The 23,548-nt window shown below is 62.1% G+C and carries 20 protein-coding genes; 16 read left to right on the top strand and 4 right to left on the bottom strand.

All coding sequences use genetic code 11. The features are described 5' to 3' along the window. Window positions 1-217: 217 nt before the first annotated feature. Window positions 218-1,897 carry a formate--tetrahydrofolate ligase gene (locus V3330_RS00675; RefSeq protein WP_354693444.1) on the bottom strand — a complete coding sequence of 560 codons (1,680 nt, stop codon included), beginning with the start codon at window positions 1,895-1,897 and terminating at the stop codon, window positions 218-220. A 215-nt stretch (window positions 1,898-2,112) separates the two neighbouring features. Here V3330_RS00675 and V3330_RS00670 point away from each other — a divergent pair, with 215 nt between their 5' ends. Together V3330_RS00670 and V3330_RS00665 are read left to right on the top strand one after the other, a co-directional pair. Further along, window positions 2,113-3,447 (top strand): serine hydrolase domain-containing protein, encoded by a 1,335-nt coding sequence (locus tag V3330_RS00670; RefSeq protein WP_354693443.1) that lies wholly within the window; start codon window positions 2,113-2,115, stop codon window positions 3,445-3,447. Then, window positions 3,444-3,923, top strand: coding sequence for a YybH family protein (locus V3330_RS00665; RefSeq protein WP_354693442.1), 480 nt, complete (start codon window positions 3,444-3,446; stop codon window positions 3,921-3,923). Before V3330_RS00670 ends, V3330_RS00665 begins: the two co-directional genes overlap by 4 nt. A gap of 55 nt (window positions 3,924-3,978) precedes the next feature. Here the strand turns inward: V3330_RS00665 and V3330_RS00660 are convergent, their stop codons facing one another. After that, the gene (locus V3330_RS00660; RefSeq protein ID WP_354693441.1) at window positions 3,979-4,695 is read right to left on the bottom strand and encodes a DsbA family protein; all 717 of its coding nucleotides are present in this window, start codon (window positions 4,693-4,695) and stop codon (window positions 3,979-3,981) included. 382 nt (window positions 4,696-5,077) lie between these two features. Here V3330_RS00660 and V3330_RS00655 point away from each other — a divergent pair, with 382 nt between their 5' ends. The 14 genes from V3330_RS00655 to V3330_RS00590 all read left to right on the top strand — a co-directional run bounded on the left by V3330_RS00655 (window position 5,078) and on the right by V3330_RS00590 (window position 21,226). Then, window positions 5,078-5,941: a hypothetical protein gene (locus V3330_RS00655; RefSeq protein WP_354693440.1), complete on the top strand. Its 864-nt coding sequence runs from the start codon at window positions 5,078-5,080 to the stop codon at window positions 5,939-5,941. Window positions 5,942-5,960: 19 nt separating this feature from the next. After that, window positions 5,961-6,374, top strand: coding sequence for a DUF6152 family protein (locus tag V3330_RS00650; protein WP_354693439.1), 414 nt, complete (start codon window positions 5,961-5,963; stop codon window positions 6,372-6,374). Between the two features lie 303 nt (window positions 6,375-6,677). Further along, window positions 6,678-7,247 carry a gluconate 2-dehydrogenase subunit 3 family protein gene (locus tag V3330_RS00645; protein WP_354693438.1) on the top strand — a complete coding sequence of 190 codons (570 nt, stop codon included), beginning with the start codon at window positions 6,678-6,680 and terminating at the stop codon, window positions 7,245-7,247. Then, entirely contained in the window at window positions 7,240-8,817 is a 1,578-nt protein-coding gene (locus V3330_RS00640; RefSeq protein ID WP_354693437.1) for a GMC family oxidoreductase, read from the top strand. Before V3330_RS00645 ends, V3330_RS00640 begins: the two co-directional genes overlap by 8 nt. Before the next feature lie 159 nt (window positions 8,818-8,976). After that, window positions 8,977-11,391: a TonB-dependent receptor gene (locus V3330_RS00635; RefSeq protein WP_354693436.1), complete on the top strand. Its 2,415-nt coding sequence runs from the start codon at window positions 8,977-8,979 to the stop codon at window positions 11,389-11,391. Window positions 11,392-11,393: 2 nt separating this feature from the next. Beyond that, a complete protein-coding gene (locus tag V3330_RS00630; RefSeq protein WP_354693435.1) occupies window positions 11,394-12,368 on the top strand; it encodes an alpha/beta hydrolase in 975 nt (324 codons plus the stop codon). 153 nt (window positions 12,369-12,521) lie between these two features. Beyond that, window positions 12,522-13,538, top strand: coding sequence for an AraC family transcriptional regulator (locus tag V3330_RS00625; RefSeq protein WP_354693434.1), 1,017 nt, complete (start codon window positions 12,522-12,524; stop codon window positions 13,536-13,538). A 239-nt stretch (window positions 13,539-13,777) separates the two neighbouring features. Continuing rightward, window positions 13,778-14,251: a DUF6644 family protein gene (locus V3330_RS00620; protein WP_354693433.1), complete on the top strand. Its 474-nt coding sequence runs from the start codon at window positions 13,778-13,780 to the stop codon at window positions 14,249-14,251. Between the two features lie 9 nt (window positions 14,252-14,260). After that, window positions 14,261-14,740: a DUF6644 family protein gene (locus tag V3330_RS00615; RefSeq protein WP_354693432.1), complete on the top strand. Its 480-nt coding sequence runs from the start codon at window positions 14,261-14,263 to the stop codon at window positions 14,738-14,740. Window positions 14,741-14,817: 77 nt separating this feature from the next. Further along, window positions 14,818-15,465, top strand: coding sequence for a HupE/UreJ family protein (locus tag V3330_RS00610; protein ID WP_354693431.1), 648 nt, complete (start codon window positions 14,818-14,820; stop codon window positions 15,463-15,465). 2 nt (window positions 15,466-15,467) lie between these two features. Beyond that, window positions 15,468-16,070 carry a hypothetical protein gene (locus V3330_RS00605; RefSeq protein WP_354693430.1) on the top strand — a complete coding sequence of 201 codons (603 nt, stop codon included), beginning with the start codon at window positions 15,468-15,470 and terminating at the stop codon, window positions 16,068-16,070. Between the two features lie 175 nt (window positions 16,071-16,245). Next, window positions 16,246-17,595, top strand: coding sequence for an amidohydrolase family protein (locus V3330_RS00600; RefSeq protein ID WP_354693429.1), 1,350 nt, complete (start codon window positions 16,246-16,248; stop codon window positions 17,593-17,595). A 96-nt stretch (window positions 17,596-17,691) separates the two neighbouring features. Beyond that, on the top strand, window positions 17,692-19,905 hold the full coding sequence (locus tag V3330_RS00595; RefSeq protein ID WP_354693428.1) for a TonB-dependent receptor: 2,214 nt from the start codon (window positions 17,692-17,694) through the stop codon (window positions 19,903-19,905). Between the two features lie 4 nt (window positions 19,906-19,909). After that, complete coding sequence (locus V3330_RS00590; protein WP_354693427.1) at window positions 19,910-21,226, top strand: amidohydrolase family protein; 1,317 nt, start codon at window positions 19,910-19,912, stop codon at window positions 21,224-21,226. Window positions 21,227-21,314: 88 nt separating this feature from the next. On the opposite strand, the gene V3330_RS00585 is transcribed toward V3330_RS00590, so the two are convergent. Beyond that, window positions 21,315-22,031: a PrsW family intramembrane metalloprotease gene (locus tag V3330_RS00585; RefSeq protein ID WP_354693426.1), complete on the bottom strand. Its 717-nt coding sequence runs from the start codon at window positions 22,029-22,031 to the stop codon at window positions 21,315-21,317. A gap of 90 nt (window positions 22,032-22,121) precedes the next feature. Next, complete coding sequence (locus V3330_RS00580; protein ID WP_354693425.1) at window positions 22,122-23,507, bottom strand: M20/M25/M40 family metallo-hydrolase; 1,386 nt, start codon at window positions 23,505-23,507, stop codon at window positions 22,122-22,124. Window positions 23,508-23,548: the final 41 nt, after the last annotated feature.

The following is a 23,548-nucleotide window of genomic DNA, read 5'->3' as shown; positions in this document are numbered from 1 at the left end:
CACACCGCGACCCGTTTCCCGGGTTGCCGAGGAGGTTCTCTCGTCACGGATGACGCTCAGTCTCTAACAGGGGCGCACCGCACTTCAGGGAAGAAGACAGGTTTGGACACGGCGGCCAGGGACGTGCTGCGCAGGGATGCACGTTATGCGAACTGGCGACGTGGCACTGCGGACGGTCGCGCCGCTGGTTCGCTTTTATTCGGTACTCCGGGAACGATCAGAACAGTCCTTCAATTTCCCGATCGGCATCCACCCGAATGGTTTCCGAAGACGGTCTGCGCGGCAACCCGGGCATGGTCATGATGTCGCCGCAGATCACCACCACGAATTCTGCCCCGGCTGCCAGCCGAACCTCCCGGATCGGCACATCGTGGCCGCTGGGCGCGCCCAGTAGCAGGGGATCGGTGGAAAAGCTGTACTGCGTCTTGGCCATGCACACCGGAAAGCGGCCATAACCGGCTGCTTCCAGCGCGGCGAACTGCGCACGAACCTTCTTGTCGGCAATGATGTCTTCGGCTCCGTAGAGGCTCCGGGCGATGTGTCTTGTTTTGTCCCACAGTTTCATGTCGTCGTCGTACAGGGTGCGGAACTGCGCGGTCCGGCTGTCGACCCGTTCGACCACGCGTCCGGCCAGCTCTCTGGCACCCGCGCCGCCGTTTCGCCAGTGGTCGGCTACCACGCAGTCGACACCGAGTTCCTCACAGCAGGACTGGATGACCTGGTGTTCGGCCGGTGTGTCGGTGGTGAACCGGTTGATCGCGACGATGAGTGGTACCCCGAAGTGGCCCAGGTTGCGGATGTGCCGGCCGAGGTTGGCGCAGCCCTTGCGCAGGGCGGCGCAGTTCTCGCGCTCGAGATCGTCGCGGGAAACGCCGCCGTGCATCTTCAGGGCGCGGGTGGTTGCAACCAGGACGACGGCGGCAGGGCGCAGGCCCGCCTTGCGGCACTTGATGTCGAAAAACTTTTCGGCCCCGAGGTCGGCGCCGAAGCCGGCTTCGGTGACCACGTAGTCCGCCAGTTTCAACGCGGTGCGGGTGGCGATGACCGAATTGCAGCCGTGTGCAATGTTGGCGAACGGTCCGCCGTGCATCAGTGCCGGGTTGTTTTCCAGGGTCTGCACCAGGTTGGGCTGAAATGCATCGCGCAGCAGCGCGGTCATGGCTCCAGCGACCTGGAGGTGTTCGACGGTGACCGGACGGCGATCGCGGGTTTCACCGATGACGATTCGCCCGATGCGATCGCGCAGATCTTCGAGATTCGTGGCCAGACAGAAAATGGCCATGATCTCCGACGCCACGGTGATGTCGAAACCGGTTTGCCGTGGCACGCCGTTGCCGGGTCCTCCCAGTCCGCTGGTGATCTCGCGCAGGGCGCGATCGTTCATGTCCATGACCCGGCGCCAGGTGACCCTTCTCGGGTCGATGTCCAGGGTGTTGTCCCAGTGGACGTGGTTGTCGATCACGGCCGAGCACAGATTGTGCGCCGCACCAATGGCATGGAAATCGCCGGTGAAGTGCAGGTTGATGTCGGTCATGGGTACGACCTGCGCGTAGCCGCCACCCGCCGCGCCGCCTTTCATGCCGAAACAGGGTCCCAGGCTCGGTTCGCGCAGACAGATCATGGCCTTGCGCCCGATTTTGCACAGGGCGTCGCCGAGGCCGACGGTCGTGGTGGTTTTTCCCTCGCCGGCCGGGGTGGGCGATATCGCGGTGACGAGAATCAGGTGACCGTCGTCGCGGCTGTCCAGTTGATCGAGACAGCGGTAATGGATCTTGGCCTTGTCGTGGCCGTAGGGCACCAGGCCGGACGGTTCGATTCCCAGTCCGTGAGCGACGGCCGCGATGGGCAGTTTCCGGGCGGCGCGGGCGATTTCCAGATCGGAAGGCTGTGTGGGCATCGATGGTTTCCTGCAGAGAACCGGTGCCCGCTTCGTGTCCGGCGCGGGCAGGCCGGGTCGTGAGGGTTTCAAGAGTGCCAAAATCCACGGGCGCTGTCTCGGGTGGATTGCGGTCGCGGGATATTGCCTGCAATCAGCGGATTGCATCCGGTGTGTGTAATGCGTCTCATGCGGAGGTATACCCTGACCGGGGCCATCCCCGACGGAGTCTTCCGATGACGTTGTTACCAGTCCGCCCGAAGTTCATGCCGCGCCTGGCGGCTTGCGCCTTGCTGTTACTGCTGGCCACACCGGCCGGGGCGCAGGCACCCGACGGTTCGGTGTCGCCGCCGCGTGGCATCCCCGTCTCCGAGGCGCGTGATGGGCTGCCGGCCGCCTTGAGCTACCTGATGCGCCAGGGCTTCACCGCGACGAATGCCTATTACACCGGCGATCCCAATCTCTACACGTTTTTGCATTGGGAAGAGTTCATTCCGCACAACCTGGTGCGGCGAAACGGCGCGGTCAGCGTTCTGAGCACCCGCCCCGACGAACGTGTGGCCGGCGTGCGGGCCGAGTCCTCGCTCGGTGAGATGCCACTCGACGCGCTGATCGAAGACCCCCGTTCGCGAATCCAGGGCTGGCTGGTGGTTCATCGGGGCCGCATCATATTCGAGACTTATCCGGGCATGCGTGAGGACGACCACCACCTGTGGTTTTCCGTGTCCAAGACACTCGCCGGACTCGCCGTCGGACTGCTCGAGCAGGACGGTCTGATCGATGTGCAGCTCCCCATCGACGATTACCTGCCGGAAATCGGCGCCAGTCACTGGGGCGGAATTCGCATCATCGACATCCTGGATATGGCCAGTGGTCTGGACCTGCACGAGAACGAGCAGTCACGTACCGACCGATTCCACACCGTGGGTGCATTTTTCCGCATCGAACTGGGGGATACCAGCGACCTGGGGCAGTTGACCTCGGACCAGATCCTGTTTTCCGCCGGCGAGGCGAAGCCGCCGGGTGAGGTGTTCGAGTATTCGTCCCTGAACACCAAGATGCTGGGTCTGCTGGCCGAGCGGGTTTCGGGTCAGCGGCTGGCGGACTTCTTGAGCGAGCGGGTGTGGTCGAAAATGGGGGCGGAGGGTGACGGGCTGCTCGGCGTCAACCGGGAAGGCGGTCCGGCTGTCTACGGCATGATGTCCAGCCGGCTGCGCGATCTGGCGCGCTACGGCATGTTGTACACGCCGTCCCGGACCGTGGTGGCCGATGGCCCCGTGGTGCCCGAGGCACTGATCGAGCGCATCCAGACCGGCTGCCGGCATGAACTCTATCGCAAGGCACTGGAAGCGCGGGGCGCCTTCGACCCCGGTGCCGAACGCCGCTGCAATTCCCGCCAGTGGGACGTGGTGTGGGACGACGGTGATCTGTACAAGGGCGGAGCGCGCGGCCAGGGCCTTTACGTTTCGCCGGCGCGCGATCTGGTGGTGGCGTGGTTTTCCACCACCTCGGAGTCGGGCTGGATGAATTACGCACGGGCCATCGCCAAGTCCCTGGAGCCGAGGCCATGAGCCGGCTGATGATCTCCAGAGGCGCCCTGGTCGCGGGCCTGGCCCTTGCCGCGGTGCTGGTTTCGGCCCGGGCCGGCGCAGATTCCTGGAGCGCCGAGGAGCGTGCCGTCATCGCAGCGATGCAGCAGTGGGAAGTTGCGGTGGAATCCGGTGACTACGATGCCTTGGCTGATCTGTATACCGAAGATGCCATCTACTATCCCAACCAGGTCGCGCCGGTGATCGGCCGGGACGCGATCATCGAGCGCAACCGCGGTCGCGGAAACCGGGGCACCGTCGAGATTACGCAACAGGTCGACGATGTCGAAATCAAGGGTGACTGGGCGGTTTACTCCTGCGCGGCGCGGGTGGAAGTCGATGGCGGTGCCGGAGAGTCCGCGGTGGGGCACGTCCGGGTGCTGCTGCTGATGGAGCGCGGCGCTGACGGACAATGGCGTATTCACCGGGATATCGACAACCAGCCGCCGGCATCCTGACGCCGGCCGGCTCATCGGCTTTCAGGGCGGTTCGGCGTACGGCCAGGCGTGATCCTCAGGACAGGCGCGGCACGGCGCGGATCAGATCGTCGCGCATCTGGTCGAAGGTCGCGTAGCCGCGCGCCAGCGGATGATGGCGCGCGCCGACGCGTACGAACACCGTCGGGTAGCCGGTGACGCCCCAACTCCGGTTCAGGCGAAATTCTTCGAGGGTTTCCGCACGTACGTCATCGCTGTCGAATCGTTCGGCAAAGACACTGTAATCGATGTCGAGTTCGGCGCAGATGGGACGGTAGAATTCCACCGTTTTTGGATCTTCGTTGTCCACGTAGAAGCGCCGCTGCACCGCGTAGAAGAAGTCCATTTCGTTTTCCGGTGCCAGCGGCCGTGCGGCCACAACGGCGCGGCAGGCGGGTTCGGTGTCGTAATCGAAGGACTCGCGCTCGAGCAATTGGTAACGGAATTCCTGGCCGGTCATCGTTGCGATCTCACGCCAGTGATGTTCAAGGAACTGCTTGAACTGTCGATTCCAGGCATCGCCGCCGCCGGGACGCAGTCCGCCCACCACGAGGCGGAAAGGAATGGCGTTTTTGTGGCCGAATTCGTGCAGCTGTTGCAGGTTGGGAGCGATGCCCCAGCACCACGAGCACATCGGATCGCCGACATACACGATTTCCTCGGCGGCTTCGGTTGGCGCGCTCGCCCCGGGTTCTTGCGGTACGGGAGCGGGGGCGCAAACGCCTGTTTCCAGGTCACATTCGGGTGTTTTCATTCAAGCCTCGCGGATGGCGGACAAATTGAAAGAGTCTTCGGCCGCCCGTTGGGGGCCTCGGCGTCCTGCGTGGTGCCGGGGCCGGAATCCGGCCGGGCGGGCCGGCTTGCGCTGGCGCTGCGGCCGGGTGAACATGGGCTCATTACAGCGGACGTTTTCAGCAAATTCAAGCGGCGGGAGGGCCGGCAAATCGGCGCCGGAGCAGTTCTGCGGCGCCGGGATAATGGCTGCAATCTGCGGATAGCCGGGAGTTGCGACTGATGCGACGGTAGTATCCGGAGAAGTGCTAAAGTCGGTGTAATGGCAGATTACACCTCAATATCGGGAAATGAATCTGGAGCGATCAATGTCATCCTGTAAACCATTCAGGCAATTCGTGTTCGTGGCTTTTGCCGCTGTACTGCTGAGTCCTGTTGCGGCTTTGGCGGAAGAGGACTACGCCGAGGAAATCCAGCGGATGAGGGAACTCGGGCTGCAGTACGACTCGGCCTGGGAGATGTATCAGGCAATGAAGGAGAAAGCCAATGGCGGTCAACCCATGACCTGGCCGAACCTTCCGGACTGGAGCGGGGTCTACACTCGTACCAAGGGCGGCACCGCGTTCGACCCGGACGGCCCGCCGCAGGGCGAGCCGCCGAGCACGGCGAAATTCACGCCCGAGTATCATGCGAAGATGATGAAGACGGTGGAGGATCGTAAACGCGGGGTTGAATACGATCCGCTGAGCCAGTGCATTCCGCCGGGTTATCCGCGCTGGCTGGATATGCCGTTTTTGCGTGAGTTCATTCCCACCCCGGATCAGACCTGGATGTTCGCCGAAGCGTTCAACAGTATGCGGCGCATTTATACGGACGGCCGCGACCACATTCCCGAAGAAGACCGTTATCCCACTGAAAACGGGGATTCCATCGGCTTCTGGGACGGGCAGAAACTGGTGACGCACACGAACCAGTTGATGGCGCACATGTACGAGCGTGCTCAGGGGTTCTATACCGAGCAGGTCGAATCCGTGGAGATCTGGGAAAAGATCGATGATGCCACCCTGGTCGGACACGTCTGGGTTTTCGATCCGCCCGCGCTGGAGGAACCCTGGTACACGCGTCAGAGCTACACCAAGCTCGCCAACGACGACAAATTCCTGCGCATTCGTCACTGGGCGTGCAAGGGAAATCCGAATAACGATGTCGTCGAAACCGAAGAAGGTGGTTCGGATTTCAGCGATTTCGATTTTATTGAAAATGATTGAATCAGAGAGGTAGATTTCGATGAGAAATATGCATGTTGCCGCGCTTGCCATGATGCTGGGTCTCGCATCGGTGCCGGTCGCCGCGCACCACTCCGGGTCCATGTTCGAACCGGAAAAAACCGTGACCATGACCGGTGTGGTCAAGGAATTCCAGTACACCAACCCGCACTCCTGGCTTATCGTCACGGTGGCCAACGACGACGGAACGACGTCGACCTGGGGCTTCGAGGCCGAAGGGCCGAGCACCTTGCTGCGCGCCGGGATCCGGAAAAGCGACTTTTCCCCGGGCACGGAGATCACCATCACCGGCCGGCCCATGCGCGACGGGCGCACGGCGGCCTACTGGGTGAACGCCGTGCGTGCTTCCGATGGGAAGGAATTCAATCCCGGAGCGGGTTTTCAGGTTGAAGGCGCCGACAAAGGTTCATTCTGAGGAGTTCTTCCTCACGTGGCGGGCCCGCCTGCGGGCGGGACCGCTATTGACTGCCGATCGTAATCGCCCTGGCCCGGATCATCCTTCCGGGCCTGATTTTCCTTCCCGTTTTCGATGGTCTCTGGAAAATGCCGAGGGCGGTCCGAACCGTTTCGTCACCACGACGCGACTGAAGTTACTCCCCCGTTTCAAGGTCTGGACCACTGCCGTGTCTGCACGGTGGGGATCAGCCGCTGCGTTCTTCGGATAGGCGCAGGTTGGTGTGCGGGTGTGTAATCGAACAAACTGCCGAGGAACTTATTCGTGAAAATTACCAGACGATCATTGGTCGACCGGGCCCTCAAAGGCTCGCTGCTCGCCCTGACGTTCAAAGTCGGTGGCGCGTCGCTGCTGCTCACCCCCGCCGAGGCGCGGGCGCAGGACGTGCCGTTGCAGAAGCTGTCCGCCGAGCAGGCCAGAAGGCTCGGCGTGCTCGCCGAAGGCATGGTCCCGGGTTCTGAGGAACTCGGCGTGGTGCACTTCCTCGACCATCAACTGAATGCCGATCCCAACGAAGCGCTGCTGATCGCCAAGTATTTCCAGGTGGCGCCGCCGTATTTGAATTTTTATGCAAGGGGACTCGAGGTCGCCAACGGCATGTCGCAGTCCGCGACCGGGAAGTCGATCGAGGAACTGGATGCGGCCGCACTGGAGCAGTTGATTGCTTCGATGGCGCCTCCCGGGACCGTGGTCGAGGAATTCCCGATTTTTCTTTTCTACCTGTGCCTGCGGTCGGATGCCATTGACGTGGTCTACGGCACGCCGGACGGTTTTGCCCGTCTGAATGTCCCGTACATGCAGCACATCATGCCGCCGGAGGGTTGGAATGGCTAAAGTATTGGAACCGGTCGACACGGTTGTAGTGGGCACCGGCGCGGCCGGAAGTCTCATGGCGGCTGTCCTCGCCGAAGGGGGCAAGAGTGTGGTCGTGCTGGAACGTGGCAAGGCCCGCAAGATGGAAGATCTGTACAGTTCGCAGATCTGGGCGCGGCGCCTGAAATGGGGCTCACCACACGTTGCCGATGCAGGCCCGGACAGCATCTGGTTCAACTTCAATGCCGGCCACGGTTATGGCGGCGCCGCCATTCACCATTACGCAGTGTGGCCGCGCTACCACGAAGACGATTTCGAGGAAAACAGCCGCTACGGCCGTTCCCTGGACTGGCCGTTCAGTTACGACGAATTGCGCCCGTATTACGACCAGGTGCAGGAAGAAGTCGGTATGGCCGGTGACGCGGAGAAGGAAATCTGGCGGCCGCCGGGTGACCCGTACCCGTTGCCGCCGGTTCTGGTGAGTAACCACGGCCAGGTGCTGGCGCGCGGATTCGAAGCCATGGACATGCACACCGCGCCGATTCCCATGGCCATCCTGACCCGTCCGTACAAGGGTAGGCCGGCCTGTATCTGGGACGGTTGGTGCGATGCCGGTTGCCCCATCGGCGCACTCGCGAATCCGCTGGCCATCTATCTGCCGAGGGCGCAGAAAGCCGGTGCCAGGCTGCAGCCGAATGCGCACGTCACCCGCGTGATGATGGACAAGTCCGGCAAGAAAGCCACCGGAGTGGAGTATTACACGCCCGAAGGCGAAGCCTTCATTCAGCCGGCCAAGGCGGTTGTCCTGTGCGCCTTCACCGTGGAGAACTCCCGCATCCTGCTCAATTCCGCCGATTCCAACCATCCCAACGGCGTCGGCAACAGCAGCGAGACCCTGGGGCGCTACCTGATGGCGCATCCCGCGATCGGGGTTACCGGGCTGTTCGACGAGGACATGCAGAACTACCTGGGCGCCACCGGCGGCCAGTTGCTGTCCCAGGACATGTTCGACAAGAAGGGCGACCCGAACGGGGCGTTCGGCAGCCGGCAATGGGAGATCGGTCTGGCACTGAAGCCCAACGATATGCTCGGAATCGGCATGACGCGGCCGGATATCTTCGGCGCCAAGCTCGAAGCCTTCATGCAGGACGGCGCCCGACACATGGGTTCCATGGTCGGCGTGTGCGAGGATGAGCCGCTGATTACGAACCGTATCGAACTCTCCAGCCAGAAGGACGCCTTCGGTTTCCCGCTGGCGAAAGTGGTTTACGAAATGAGCGCAGAAGGTCGCAAACTCTGGCAGACCGCTGCCAAAGAGGGAGTCGATATCTTCAAGGCCGCCGGTGCCCGCGAAGCGTGGCACGGTCCGCCGGGCGGTCAACACATCATGGGGGGAACCATCATGGGGAAGGACCCGGCCTCGTCCGTTCTGAACGGGCACGGCCAGGCGCACGATGTCGACAATCTGTTCGTCGGCGGGCCGGGTGTCTTTCCCACGAGTTCCTCGATCAACTCCACGTTCACCGCGAAAGCCATGGCGATGAAGTCGGCACGCTACATGGTGGACAACTGGAGTGCTTTGAGCGGGTGAGCGAATTGCCTGTGAACAACCGGCACACGGCCGCCTGGCCGTGTGCGCATCAGAGCCGTTCGTAAGGAGGCGCGCGGATACAACAATTTTATTGCCAAGACCGCACCAGACGGCCACGCGATGACGAGCACACACAGCGAGTACGCGAGGAGTGTCAAAATGAGTAGAGGCTTATCACTTTGGGGGCCGGTGGTGGCCCTGTCAGTAGCGGGTCTGCCCGTGGGGACTTACGCTCAGAGCAATTCAGGTGCTTCCGCACTTGAGGAAATCGTTGTAACTGCACGAAGGCGCGAGGAAAACCTGCAAGAGGTTCCGGTGTCCATTCAGGCGTTTTCCGGCAATGAACTCGAACTGCGCGGGCTCGAACGGGTGGAGGATGTGGTCGCCGCGGCGCCCAATGTGATGGTCAGCGCGGGCCCCAGTACGGCATTCAATACCTTCGCCATGCGCGGCATTCCCCGGGCCGGTTTCTTCGTTGACGACGTCTGGCAGCAAAGCTCCATTTCCCTGTCGCAACGCAGCGTGATGGAACTGGACCGGGTGGAGGTGCTGCGCGGACCGCAGGGCACCCTGTACGGTCGTGATACCACGGGCGGTGCGATCCGGCTCTACACCAAGCTGCCCGCCGACACCTTCGGTGTGCGTGCCCATGCCACGGTCGGCAACTACAGCCGGCGGGACCTTGCCCTGTTCGCGGATCTGCCGATTTCCGAAACGCTCAAATCCAAGATCTCGATCACGAGTTCCGAGCGTGACGGTTACATCGACAGCATCACCATCGACAACTCCTACGGTGACATCGACGATCAGCACGTGCGTGGCGACCTGCTCTGGACGCCGAGCGAGACGTTTTCCGCCCGTCTGTCGATCGAGGACATCCAGTTCGAAGGCACCCAGGCCAATGTCATTCGCACGATTTTCGACCCCGGTGAACCCGGTATCGACGCCGGTTTCGTCGACCCCGTGGACCCGGGGCGGACCATCTTCTGGGTGCCCAATTCCCAGTACTATCAACTGGTCGGCGTGCCATTCAACTGCCACACGGACTGCATGGATTTTCCCGGCGGCCTGGTGGGTGACATGGAAAACCGGTCCGACTTCGAGGGGCCGGGCATCATCATCGACCTGCAGAACTTCAACCTGGATCTCAACTGGGACATCACCGACAGCATCAGCGTACGGTCCCTGAGTCATTATCACGAGCAATGGTCCTGGGACTACAACAATTTCGTTCCCTCCACGGTGCACTACTTCTCCCAGGGCAGCGTGCGCGACCGGGACGGCTGGACGCAGGAAATCCAGTTCACCGGTGATCACGACCGGTTCAACTGGGTAGTCGGTCTGTACGGCTGGGAAGAAAACCTCGACAACCACTTCATGCGCTGGGCGCTGTGGGAGTTCGCGACAGGTGAGCTCGATTTCAACGACGTGACAAATTCCCCGGAATGCCAGTCGTGGAATCCGGCGAGCGGTCTCGCACCCTGCATCCAGGTGCCGCCGTCGCAGGATTCGGCCACGCGTGAAGAGGAAGAGGGCTATGCTTTCTTCGGTGAGCTGACGTATCACGTGACGGACCAGTTCTCGGTCACGTTCGGCGCCCGCTACCACGATCAGAAGAACGTCGACTACACGGCCGTGTTCGGCCCGCAGACCGCGCTTCGTACCGACATCCCGGGCCGCCTGCCCGGCGGGGACGCGACGGCGTTCGCGGGGCTGATCGATCCACTCGAAGCCAAGTTCGACCAGGATACCTATCGTCTGGCACTGACTTACCAGTGGAATGACGACATCATGACCTACTTCGGTTTCTCGCAGGGCTACAACGCCGGTGGTATTTCGCGGGTGCAGATTTTCGACCTGGATAACAATGCCATCGTGTTCGATTTCCCGTACGAGCCGGAGCAGATCGACAACTACGAGTTGGGTCTGCGTTCCGACCTGCTCGACGGTACCCTGCGCTTGAATGCAACGGTGTTCTTCACCGAGTGGGACCAGATCCAGTTGGATGGCACCGTGGTCAATCCGTTTACGGGCGTGGTGCTGCCGACATTCGTGCGCACCAACGCGGCGGCCGCGGAAGCCAAGGGTCTCGAGGTCGAGGCCACCTGGCTACCAAATGCCAACTGGCAGTTCGATCTGGACTTCGGAATCCTCGATACGGGTTACACCGACATTGCCGAAGGATCGGAGCTGACCCTGGATGCACCGTTCGGCATGGCGCCGGAGCTGCAATACAGCTTTGGTGGGCAGTACAACGGTGCGTTCTCCGGCGGTACGGAATACGTCCTGCGGCTCGACTACATGTGGACCGATGGTTACAACCGGACCTATGTGCCGGGCGACCACAGTACCCGCTATACCGGCGGCAAGTACGAGCAACCTTCGTTCGGGCTGCTCAACGCCCGGGTGACGTTCCGGCCGGCCGACAATTGGGAAGTGTCGGTATTCGGCACCAACCTGACCGACGAGCGCTACACCGATGGCGGCTTCATGAGTCCGCTGCTGCAGGTCGACGATGGCACCATCGGCCGTCCGCGTGAGTATGGCGTCACCGTCCGCTTTGAATGGGAGTAAGTATGTACAAGAAGTTGTTCGTTCGGCGGTTTCGTTACGTTATTGCGGCCGTCGTGGCTGTCGCCATGTCCACTCCGCTCGCCGCCGATCCGCGAGACCGTCCGCATGTTCATGTGGGCGGCGGATTGTCGCATGTCCCGCATACCTTCACCCTCCAGGTGTGGTATCGCGATATCGTTTATGACGAGGATGCGCCGGACACGCGGCTCACCAGCCTGGATGTGTACACGGCGAATGAACCGGAACCCGATTCCCCCGTCATGGTTTTCGTGCACGGAGGGGGGTTCCGGGTGGGAGACAAGGCCTCGTCGAAGGATCTCGACCCCAAGCCCGAATACTTCGTCAGCAAACTGGGCTACGTATTCGTCAGCGTCAATTATCGCCTGCTGCCCGAAGGACGGCATCCCCGCAACGCCCAGGACGTGGCCAACGCGCTGGCCTGGGTGCACGAGCACATCGCTGGATTCGGTGGGGACCCCGAGCAGATTTTCCTGATGGGACACTCCGCCGGCGCCAGTTTGGTGGCGACGGTGGCCACCGATCCGGTTTATCTGCGCGAGGCCGGCAAGGACCTGGGGCTGCTCAAGGGCGTGATCGCGAATGAAGGCGGCTACGGGGTGGACACCGGCGTCGAAGCCAACACCCAGCGCTACGAAGGCCTGTACGGGCCGGATTGGCGGGACGAGGTCGCGGTTGCACGGGTACGGCCGGATAGCGGCATTCCGCCGTTTATGATGGTGCATGTGGCCGGTGTCGAATCCCTGGTGCCGGGCTCCGATGCGCAGGCCCGCGGTCTGGCGCAGGCGCTGCGCGAGGCGGGTGTTCAGGTCAAACTGCTGGCTGTGGACCACGTGGAACACTTCGGAGCCAACGAGCGCATGGGAGAACCCGGAGACATCATCACCGTTGAGCTGGAACGGTTTCTCGATTCAATCACCGGCCGAGCTTCGCCGGCCCAGTGGACCTCTGCCCGCTGAGCGATGCTGCGGGGGCAAGTACAGGGACGGCATTGAGCTCCATTCGGGGAGTGACGGCCCGGGTTTTTCGGCCGGGGAGTGAAGTTTGACAAAATCGTTACCGATATGCGTTAGGATGTTCGCACCATGCCAATTCGTTCAGGAGGTAAGCGAATGAACATGGAACTGGCGAGTTCCACCGCGCACCTGGCCGGTTTCAATCCGTACACCACGGATGATCTTGACGCAGCCCGCGAGCACATCGGCGGCCTGTTCGTGCCGCATCATCTCGACGTGGTGGGCTGTAACCAGGTCCTCGACGTGGTGATCAGCCAGGCCGAGTTGGAAGGCGTGTCACTGATCTATCACCGTCACGGGGCGTGCGTGAGCGTGCAGCCCCGGCTGTTCGAAGACTTTTTCCTGCTGCAGATTCCCCTGCGCGGCGAAGCCTACGTGACAGTCGACGAGAAACCGATCTACTGCCATCCGCGGCAGGCCGTGATGATATCGCCGACCCTGGGTGTCGATATGAAATTCGGGCAGGGCTGCGAGCAACTGATTGTGCGGGTCGAGCGCTCGGATCTCGAACGCCAGATGGAACAGCATCTGGGCCGCCACCTGGGATTGCCGGTCGAGTTCGCGCCGGCGGTGCCCCTGACCACCGCACCGGCGCGTGAAGTCACCAATCTGCTGCGTTACATGGCGATGTCGCTGACTCAAAGCGGCGGCATGCTGGAATCTTCCATCGCCAAGAAGCACATGTCGTCGCTGCTCATCTCCGCGTTGATCAACTGCCTGGATCACAATTACCAGGAAGAACTGATTTCCGGCAAAGCCGCGCCCCGGCCCGCCTACATCAGCAAGGCGCAGGAATTCATGCGGCGCAACTTCGCGGAGGCCATTGGCCCGGCGGACATCGCGGAGGCGGCGGATGTGAGCACCCGCGCACTGTTTGCCGGTTTTCGCACCTGTCTCAACACCACGCCGATGCGCTATCTGAAGGAGATGCGCCTGGACATGGTTCACGACGCCCTGCGCCGCATGGAACCGCGCAGGACCTCGGTGACCACGGTGGCGATGAACTACGGTTTCTCGCACCTGGGCCACTTCTGTGCGGCCTATAAACAGAAATTCGGCGAATTGCCGCGTGACACCCTGCGCCAATCTTCGTCGGGGAAGGTGCTCAACTGATCGGTCCGGCGGCGTGCAAGCGCTCTTCGGCGATGTGAATACCCCCTTTTGCTGGCCTCTGTCCCGCCACCCGCCTGCGGTGTGTGGATAAGTGCTGCGATTTGGGGATTGCCAACGGGACGGAAGTTTGGGCTAATAGCCTTCGCAAAGTCCCTGGCGGCCTGGTCGCAATGGGGTCCGGGCAATTTGGGAGTCGCGGCAGTGACTCACCGGGAGACAAGGAAAGGAGAATATCAATCGTGCTTGACTGGCTCGAAAGCACCGCGGTCGCTCGCATGGTGCAGGAAACAATGTGGGGCTATCCCATCGTGTTGAGTTCACACGCGGTGGGGATGGCGATTCTGGCCGGAATCGTCCTGATGATGAATTTCCGGGTACTCGGCCTGGCGCCCGGGATACCGCTGGATTCGTTGAGGCCGGTATATCGTGTGGCGCTGATCGGACTGGTGATCAATGTCATCTCCGGCACCATGCTTTTCGTCGCGAACGCCAGTGGTTTTGTCGAGAGCACTCCGTTCTGGCTCAAGATGGCCATGCTGGTCGTCGGGATCACCCTGTTGATCATGATGAAACGGCGGATGTTTGCCTCTGGCGGTGTGTTGGAACCGGGCGGCGGCGTCAAGGCGATGGCCGCGCTGTCGAGCGTGGCGTGGTTGGGCGTGATCGTGATGGGTCGTCTGATCGCGTACTGGGACGTTCAGGAATTCTACTAGGGGCACGGCATGGACAGCATTCTCACTTGGATGGAAAACAGCGCTCCGGCGCAGTTTATTCTGGAAACGCCCTGGGCTTTTCCCACTCTTGAAACCCTGCATTTCATCGGTCTGATCCTGCTGATCGGCTCGCTGTATGTCGTGGATCTGCGGTTCCTCGGTCTGGCGCGGCGAATCCCCTTGGACGCGGTATTGAAGTTCGTTCCGGTTACCGTGCTCGGATTCGTGATCAACCTGGTCACGGGCGTTCTGTTCCTGTTCGCCGATCCGTTCCGCTACTACCCCAATCTGGCGTTCCGGCTGAAGATGCTGGCGGTTCTGCTGGCGGGACTGAACCTGCTGTGGTTCAAGTTTTCGGTGAACCTGGATCGACTCGCCGCAGACCCCACGGCCACACCCGCCTTTACCCTGAGGCTGATTGCCGGCCTGTCGCTGCTGTTGTGGACGAGCGTCATCGTGTTCGGCCGCCTGATTCCCTACCTCGAGTGATAAACGGCGTAACCCCGGCTTGGCGGAGGCGGTCTTTCGGCGCCGGTCACCCGTGGAAGCTCGGGCTGGCGGCATGCGTGGCGGCCGCGGGTTTGTGGCCGCTGGTACTGGCGGCGCACGATGTCTCCCGCAGCGACTCCGTGTTCCTGATGCAGAACAGCGGTACGGCGGTTCTGGCTTATCTCTACCTCGGGGCCAAGCATATGGTCACCGGGGTGGATCATCTCCTCTATCTGGCCGGCGTGATCTTCTTCGTGCACCGGGTGCGCGAAGTCGCGCTGTACGCGACCCTGTTCGCACTGGGGCACAGCACGACCCTGCTGGTCGGCGTGCTCGGAGGCGTGCACGCCAATCCCTCTCTGATCGATGCGGTCATCGGTCTGTCGGTGGCCTACAAGGCTTTCGAGAACATGGGAGGCTTCAGGCCGTTGGGCATGCAACCGGATCCCCGGGCCGCGGTCGTCATTTTCGGTCTGTTCCACGGCTTCGGGCTGGCGACCAAGCTGCAGTCATACAATCTCGCGCCGGACGGCCTGGTGATCAACATCCTGTCCTTCAACCTGGGGGTCGAACTGGGGCAGGTTGTGGCCTTGACGGTGATGCTGACCCTGTTCACCCTGTGGCGCAGGCAGGGCGGTTTCGACCGTCATGCTTTCGCCGCCAACTGGGTATTGATGACGGCCGGCCTGGTCTTGATGGGCATCCACCTGACGGAGTATTTCTAGACATGTCACAGCAGGAAAACAACGCGGCTCCGGCAGGTACCGGCAAGGCCACCCTGATCGCCGTGGTGGTCGCGGCCGCAATTCTGGCGGCGATCATCCTGAGCTCGCGCGAGGAAGAAGAAGCGGCGCCGGCCGCGGAATCGCGAGAAGCTTCGAACAGCGCTCAAGAGGCGCCGGTCGCAGCCCCGGAGGATGATCTGGCGGCGCTGATCCAGGGCAATATCCGTCCGGCCAAACCTGGCACATTCCGACGATCCGACAGTGCCTACCGTACGGAGACGGTATCCATTCCCCTGCCGGTTTCAGGGGAGGTCGAGGTCAAGGCGCACATGAAGCCGGGCGACACCATGGTGTATAGCTGGACCTCGCCGCAATCGATGTACGTTGACGTGCACGGTGAGCCCTACACCTATCCGGATGAACCGGCCGTGCGTTATGAGGAAATCGACGGCGTTCAGTCGGGGCATGGCCGGCTGACCGCCGCCATCGAAGGCATGCACGGCTGGTACTGGCTGAACACCGGCGAAGACGACGCCGTGATCGAATTGCAGGTCAGCGGTTACTTCGAACGGCTCGAGGAGGTCTATCGGTCCGGCGCGGACTAGCGTTGTTGCGGATCCTGCCCCGGCAGGCCTTGCCGGGTGCCCGTTGGCCACGGGTGGATCCGCACTGCCGCGGTGCGGGGCCGGCCGTGGTGGGCCGGGATGGCTTGTTGTCGTTAGGGCACCGGGTCTAAAAATTCAATGTACTTTATGCAACCACCACCGCACCATGGCGTCCATGCTTATTCAACGCATCGGATGTGTCCGGATACGATGGCTGGCGGCATTGCTGTTACTGGCGGTTGCGACCGGGTCTGCGGCTGAGCCGTCTGCCGAAGGGCTGATCATTGTTCATGCCGGTCAGCTTCTGACCGTTCCCGGTGAGCCCCCGCAGGAACGACAAAGCGTGTATATCCGCGACGGGCGCATCACATCGATTCGGTCCGGCTTCGAGCGGGCCGAGGGCGCCACCGTCGTGGACCTGGGCGAGGCCTTCGTTCTTCCCGGCCTGATCGACCTCCACGTGCACCTGACCACCAACCCGGAACCCGGTGGCGAACTCGACGACGTGACCCGGACAGGGGCGGATCTGGCTCTCGTGGCCGCGGTGAACGCCGAACGGCTTCTCAATGCCGGGTTCACCACGGTGCTGGACCTGGGCACAGGCCGGCGGGAACACGAGGAAGCCGTATTCGCGCTGAGCGATGCCATTGAAGCCGGCCGCGTGGCCGGCCCGCGCGTGCTCGCCGTCGGGAGTCCCCTGTCCATACCGGGACAATCGCGCACGGCGCGCTACCGCGGCGATATCGAGGCGGTCAGCGGACCGCAGAACGTGTGCAGCGGGGCGGATGCCTGCCGGCGCACCGTTCGCGAGCAGGTCAAGCGCGGCGCCGACGTCATCAGTTTCTACAACACCGGCAGCCTGCTGTCGGTGCCTTCGGTGCCGATGACCTTCACCGAGGCTGAAATGCGCGCCATCGTCGAGACGGCACACGCGCTGGGCCGGCCAGTGGTCGCCGACGGCGGCAACACGGCGGGTGATGCCAGCGGGATCAACGCGGCGCTCCGGGCCGGGGTCGACTCGGTCGACACCGTAACCTATGCGGATGAAGAAACCTGGCGCCTGTTGAACAAAACGGGCGCCTGGTTCGTGCCCCACCTTTACGCGGTCGTCGCGGCGGTCGGTGATACCCCGCAAACCCTGGAGCAGGGCAGCATGGGCTGGCTGCCGCGACCGATACTGGAATTCTTGTTCGCACTCAAGCAGGAAGTGCCGTCGGCGGTCGACGCCCGGAAAGCCGGGGTGCGCTTCGCATTCGGTTCCGACCCCGGTGTATTCCCGCACGGGGAAAACGCCCGCGAATTCGCCGAACTGGTGGGTGTGGGCCTGAGCCCGGCGGAAGCGATCGCCACCGCCACCACGGGCGCCGCGGCCATGCTGTGGCGGGAGGCCGAAATTGGCAGCCTGGAACCCGGTAAGCGGGCGGACCTGATCGCGGTGGAGGGCAACCCGCTGGAGGATGTTCGTGCGTTGGAACGGGTCATCTGGGTAATGAAGGATGGCCGAGACCATGGGCCACTTCGCTGAGTGTCGATGATCTGGCGGGCAGCCGGGTCGAAATCTTTTCAAGCGTACAGAGTTCTATCAGGCAGCCGCCTCACCCCATTTATCCAGGAGTTTTCAATGAAGTTTGAATCGCGCCATGCTTTTCGCCGGTTGAGTGCATCGCTCTTGCTCGCACCTGCCATGCTCAGTCTGTCGACTTCGGTCTCCGCGCAAACCGCAGCGGGGGACGGGGCCGCTGTTCTCGAAGAGGTCGTGGTGACGGCGACCAAGCGTGGTGCGGCGTCGGTGCAGGACGTCGCGCTCAGTATTCGCGCGCTCGGAGCACGGGAACTGCAGGACAAGGGTGTGGAGGATTTTGCGGATTGGGCACGCCTGGTACCGGGGCTCACCGCCGAGGACCAGGGGCCGGGTGAAAAGCGTTACATTGTCCGCGGTATCCGTTCGGTGGGTCCTGCCACGGTCGGCGTTTACTACGATGATGCGGTGGTGACCGGGTTCAATCCGGAGGACGACGGCGGCGGACGCAACGCCGATATTCGGCTTTACGACTCGGAACGCATCGAAGTGCTGCGTGGCCCGCAGGGCACGTTGTACGGCGAAGGTTCGATGAGCGGAACGATCCGGGTCATCACCAACAAGCCCGACACCGAGTCGATGTACGGTGCGCTGGAAGGTGACGGCGCATGGACGGAACACGGCGGCGGTAGCGCCAAATTCAACGGATTCATCAATTTGCCGGCCACGGAAACGTTCGCGGTGCGGGCGGTTGGCTGGTACGAGAATGAATCCGGGTTCGTGGACAATGTCCGGCTCGGCATCGACGACGTCAATGATGAGGAAACCTACGGCGGACGTATAGCGGCACGCTGGGTGCCAAACGACCGGCTGACCATCGATGCCTCCTATACCGGTCAGAGTACCGAACTGGGTGGCAAGCAGCGCTACTTTCCGTCCATCGGAGAACTGGAAACCGATGAGTACACGGTCGATCTCTACGAAGACGACCTGGATATTTTCCAGTTGGGGCTCGATTACGACCTGGGTTTCGGCAGCCTTCACGCCAGCACGGCCTTTCTCGATCGCGACGTGTTTTTCCGTTTTGACTCGACCGAGTTGCTGATCTTTTTCGGTGTTCCGCTGCCCTTCGCCTTGGCGGTGACCGATCAGCCGGATCATCGTGAGATCTGGACCAACGAAATGCGTTTTGCCTCAAACCTGGGCGGCCGCTTCGAGTACGTCGTCGGTGCCTTTTACCAGGAATCGAAGCGTGATTTCGAAAGCAAGGTGATCAGCACCGATCTCAATGGCGTGCCCAACGGAACCGAACCCGACATCTTCGGGCGCATTTCCAGTTTTGATATCGATCAGGTGGCGTTTTTCGGTGAAGCGACTTTCGACTTCACCCCACGGGTCCAGGGTCTGGTCGGTCTTCGCTATTTCGATTACTCCCAGGATTCCTTCTCCATGGAAACGCTTCCGTTCGGCGGGTTCGATCCGGGCGAAGAGCCGCTTCCAGATCCTGCACGGTCAGCCGGCGACAGTGATGTGACGTACAAGGCCAGCCTGACCTGGTTCATGAACGATGATGTGCACTTCTACGGGCTGTACTCCGAAGGTTTTCGTCAGGGCGGCACCAATTCAACCGGTTTTGGCAATGCCATCGTCATTCCCGAAGAGTTTGAGCCGGACACCATCGAAAACTATGAATTTGGCGTAAAGACAACCTGGCTGAACGGTGGTCTGATCGCCAACCTCTCGGTGTATCGCATTGACTGGGACAATATTCAGACCCAGGAGCAGGAACCGGTGCAGGGTTTCAACTTTATCGGCAACGCCGGCAAGGCACGGGTTGAGGGTTTCGAGTTTGAATTGTTCTCCCAGCTTTCCTCCCAACTGCAACTGGGACTCGGCATCGGATACCAGGATGCCCGCCTGACCGAAGACCAGCCGGTGCTGGAAGTCGAAACTCCGGTCGGCCGTGACGGTGACCCCATTCCGTTCGTGCCGGAATGGACCGCAAATGCGTCTTTGCAATATGACTTCACCATCTCCGGACCCTGGAACGCATATGTTCGCGCCGATTATTCCTTCACCGATTCGACACAAACCCAGTTCAATCGAAATGGCGAGTTTTACAACGAGCAGGATGCATACACTCTGCTCGACCTGCGTTTCGGCATGGATTCGGGCGATTGGCGCTTCTCGGTTTACCTCGACAATGTATTCGACGAGCGGGCCGAAATCACGATAGTCGAGAACCGGGCTGTGCCGCTGTCGATTTTCACCAACCGGCCGCGTACCGCTGGAATCAGCGTGCGCCGCAACTTCTGATCTCATGTCAGGACTGGCCCGCCTGCTGGCGAGTGTCCTGTTGTTGCTGCCCTGGACGGTCCAGGGCAGTGACGATGCCGTACTCATTCAGATCGGGTGGTTACTTTCGGACCCGGCCCGTCCGCCGCTGGAAAATATCATCCTGGTGGTCAGGGACGGACGGATCACGGATCTTCGGGATGGTACAGACCGCCGTGATGCGGATGCGGGCATGCGCCAGGTGGACCTGAAGGACAAGTACGTGGTGCCGGGTTTCATCGACCTGCATGTCCACCTCACGACGCCGGCATCACCGGGTGGAGAATTGCGAACGGTTTCCCAGAGCGGTGCGGATCTTGCGCTGGTCGCGCTGGAGCTGGGTCAACGTAACCTGGCTGCGGGCTTTACCACCGTGGTTGATCTCGGTACGGGCCGGCGGGCGCACGACGAGGCCATTTATGCCTTGCGAAAGGCGATTGCCGAAGGACGGGTCACGGGGCCACGCATCGTGGTGGCCGGTAGCCCGCTGTCTCCGACCGGGGCTTCGCGCACTGGTCGCTACCGGCCCGCGGTCGATGCGGCTATCAGCCCGCCCGGAGTATGCGACGGAGCGGATGACTGTCGCCGGGTGGTGCGCGAACAGATCGCAGCCGGTGCCGATATCATCAATGTTTACAATTCCGGAAGCCTGAACGACCCGCACATGGTTCAGCAGACTTTCACGGATGAAGAGTTCGCTGTCATCATCGAGACCGCGCACGCGCTCGGCAGACGCGTCATCGCCGACGGCCACACGGCCGCGGGTATCAATGCAGCGCTGCGGGCAGGCGCCGACATCGTGGACACGGCGCCCTGGCCGGATGATGAAAGCTGGCGGCTGATGCGTGCCAACAATACGGTTTTCGTTCCCCATCTGTACGCTTTCGAGCAGGTCGTCGGCGATGCCCCGGAGTCGCTGGCAGACGGCACCATGCACTGGATTCCGAGCCCGATCATGAAGCGGCTTTACGACATCAAGAATCAGCCTTACTCGGCGGAGCGTGCCTACCGGGAGGGTGTCGCCCTTGCGTTCGGCTCGGATACCGGCGTGATTCCGCATGGTGCGAATGGCGGGGAGTTTGCCGAACTGGTGCGCATTGGACTGACGCCGGCTGAAGCCATTGGCACGGCCACGTCGGTGGCCGCGGGGGCCCTAGGACTGGAGCGCGAACTCGGTACGCTGGAAGTGGGCAAGGTCGCCGATCTCGTCGCGGTGAATGCCAACCCGCTTGAAAATATTCGTGTACTGGAGCATGTCCGCTTCGTGATGAAAGGGGGCAGGGTGGTGCGCGACGAGCGCTGAGCGTCCGGCGTGAATGGCGCAACGGGATGGCTGGCACGGTATCGATTCCGCATCCTTTCTTCAGTTTCCCGGCTTCCGTTCTCCAGCTTCAGTTCTCCAGGCGGTTCGCCGATGCTGTGTGCAGGTCGCGGATCAGGCGCAGACGCCAGATCCAGATCGCGGCGATCAGGGCGGCTGAGAACGGCAGCGCTGCGGGGGGCAAGCCGATGACGATGAAATCGTACAAGCCGTGCAGGGCCGCGGTCAGGATCAGCATGGCCAGGATGGTGCGGAACAGCCGGCGGCCGCTGAGCACGGCTTTGCCGATGAAGTATCCCCACACGGAAGCGAACACGATGTGAATCACCGGACCGGCGAAGCCCCGCGCATAGGCCTCGGTGCCGGACAGATACTCCAGGTAATGGAGATTCTCCACCGCGGCGAACCCCAGCGCGATGAACGATGCGTAAATGATGCCGTCGATGGGTTCGTCAAATTCCCGGAAATGGATGACAACCAACAGGAAAGGCAGCATTTTCGCCCCTTCCTCGATCACGCCGATAATGCCCAGAGAATAGACGAACAGGCCCGGCAGACTGGTTTGGGCGAGCGCGAACGCGTCCTGTCTCAGGTGCAGGAATTCCAGGGCCTCGTAGCCCCTGGCTCCCAGCCAGAAAGCGCCCGTGCCCAGGCCGAAAGCCACCAGCAGATGGCTTGGCGGCTCGGGCAGGTGACGGTCGGCATGCAGATGGTAGGCGCCCCAGAACACCACCGGCAGAATGACCGGCAGCAGCATGATGACTGTTTCCAGCGGATAGTCCGTCACCCGGTTCGCGTATCCCGTCAGCAGGGCGAACCATCATCTTCGGCGATCCCGGGGCCGCAGTCCATGCGCCGAGCCCGTGAGTGCGGCGGTTCAGTCGTAAACCACCGTGCTGATGATGGCGTGCATGTCCCGAACGCCGCGACGGAACGCGTCGACCCGAATGCGTTCGTCATTGCCGTGTATGCGGGTGAACTCGTCTTCCGCGACGATCGACGGATCGAATCCGTAGCTGTCGATGCCTGCATCACGGGTGAAGTGGCTGTCGGTGAAGCCGGTGGAGACCGATGGCGTGATGCTCACGCCCGGGTAGTGTTCACCGATGACGGCTTCGATGGCCTGGTACAGCTCACCATCCGTGGTCGACACGGCCGGTGTGAATGCCATGATGACTTCCACGTCCACGCCGGTGCCATCCAGCAGGGCGCGCACGTCGTCGATGAAGGCTTCCGCCGGCCGGTCCGGCAGCATGCGGCAGTCGATTTCGGCCCAGGCTTCCGGTGGCACCACGTTGATTTTGTTGGAGGCGCCCATCCGGGTCAGGGAGCAGGTGTCGCGGGTCAGGGCATGCAGGGCGGGTGACTTGAGTTGCAGGCGTTGCAGGAACCCGGGTTCTCCGATCGCGGAGTTCATGTCCGCATAAGCCTGCGCCCATTCGCCCTCGCTGTTGGGCGCGAGCCCTTTGAACATGGCATCCACCGGGGCGATGATGCGGGCCGGGAATTCATGCTCGCGCAAGCGATTGAGCGCATCGACGATGCGCGTGACCGAACTGTCCGGGTTGGGCATGGAGCCGTGGCCGGGGGTGTCCACGGCCTCGAGCCGTAGCCAGACAGGTACTTTCTGGGTCACCTCGACGTCGAAGCTCAGCTGGCCTTCCCGGTCGGTGCCACCCCCGCCCTCATTGATCAGGATGCCGGCGCCTTCGAAAATTTCCGGGTGATGTTCGAGCAGCCAACCGGCGCCATAGTAGCCGCCTGCCTCCTCGTCCGCGGTGGCGATCAGGACGACGTCACGGTTGAGGGGGAGGCCTGCGCGGTGCAAACGGATGAAACTCGCGAGCTGCGAGATACCGGTGCTTTTCATGTCCAGGGCGCCGCGTCCCCACAGGTAGCCTTCCCGGATTTCGCCGGACAGCGGCTCGGTGGTCCAGTATTTCGGATCGGCGGGCACCACGTCGGTATGTTGCAGCAGAATCAGTGCGGGTTTGTCGCCTCCCTCGATTCGTGCCCACAGATTGCCTCGGCCCGGCGCGCTTTCCGCGGATTGCCAGGAGATGCCTTCGGCGGTCAGGATGGCGCCCAGAAAGTCGACTGCCCGGGATTCGTTGCCGGGGGGATTGACGGTGTCGATGCGAATGAATTCCTGCAGCCAGTGGACCGCCTGATCCTCGATATCTACGGGGTCGTCGGCGAGCACGGGGGCCGTGACTCCCGCGCCCAGCAGTGCCAGGGCCAGCAGAATTTTCATTCCTGTCATCGGTACATCTCCTCGTCAAGAAGAACGTAATCTAGCAGGAT

The sequence above is a fragment of the Elongatibacter sediminis genome (genome assembly GCF_037892215.1).
Taxonomy (GTDB): Bacteria; Pseudomonadota; Gammaproteobacteria; order Xanthomonadales; family SZUA-36; genus Elongatibacter; species Elongatibacter sediminis.
The sequence above is the reverse complement of the archived record's forward strand: the minus strand, read 5'-3'. Positions and strand labels throughout refer to the sequence as shown.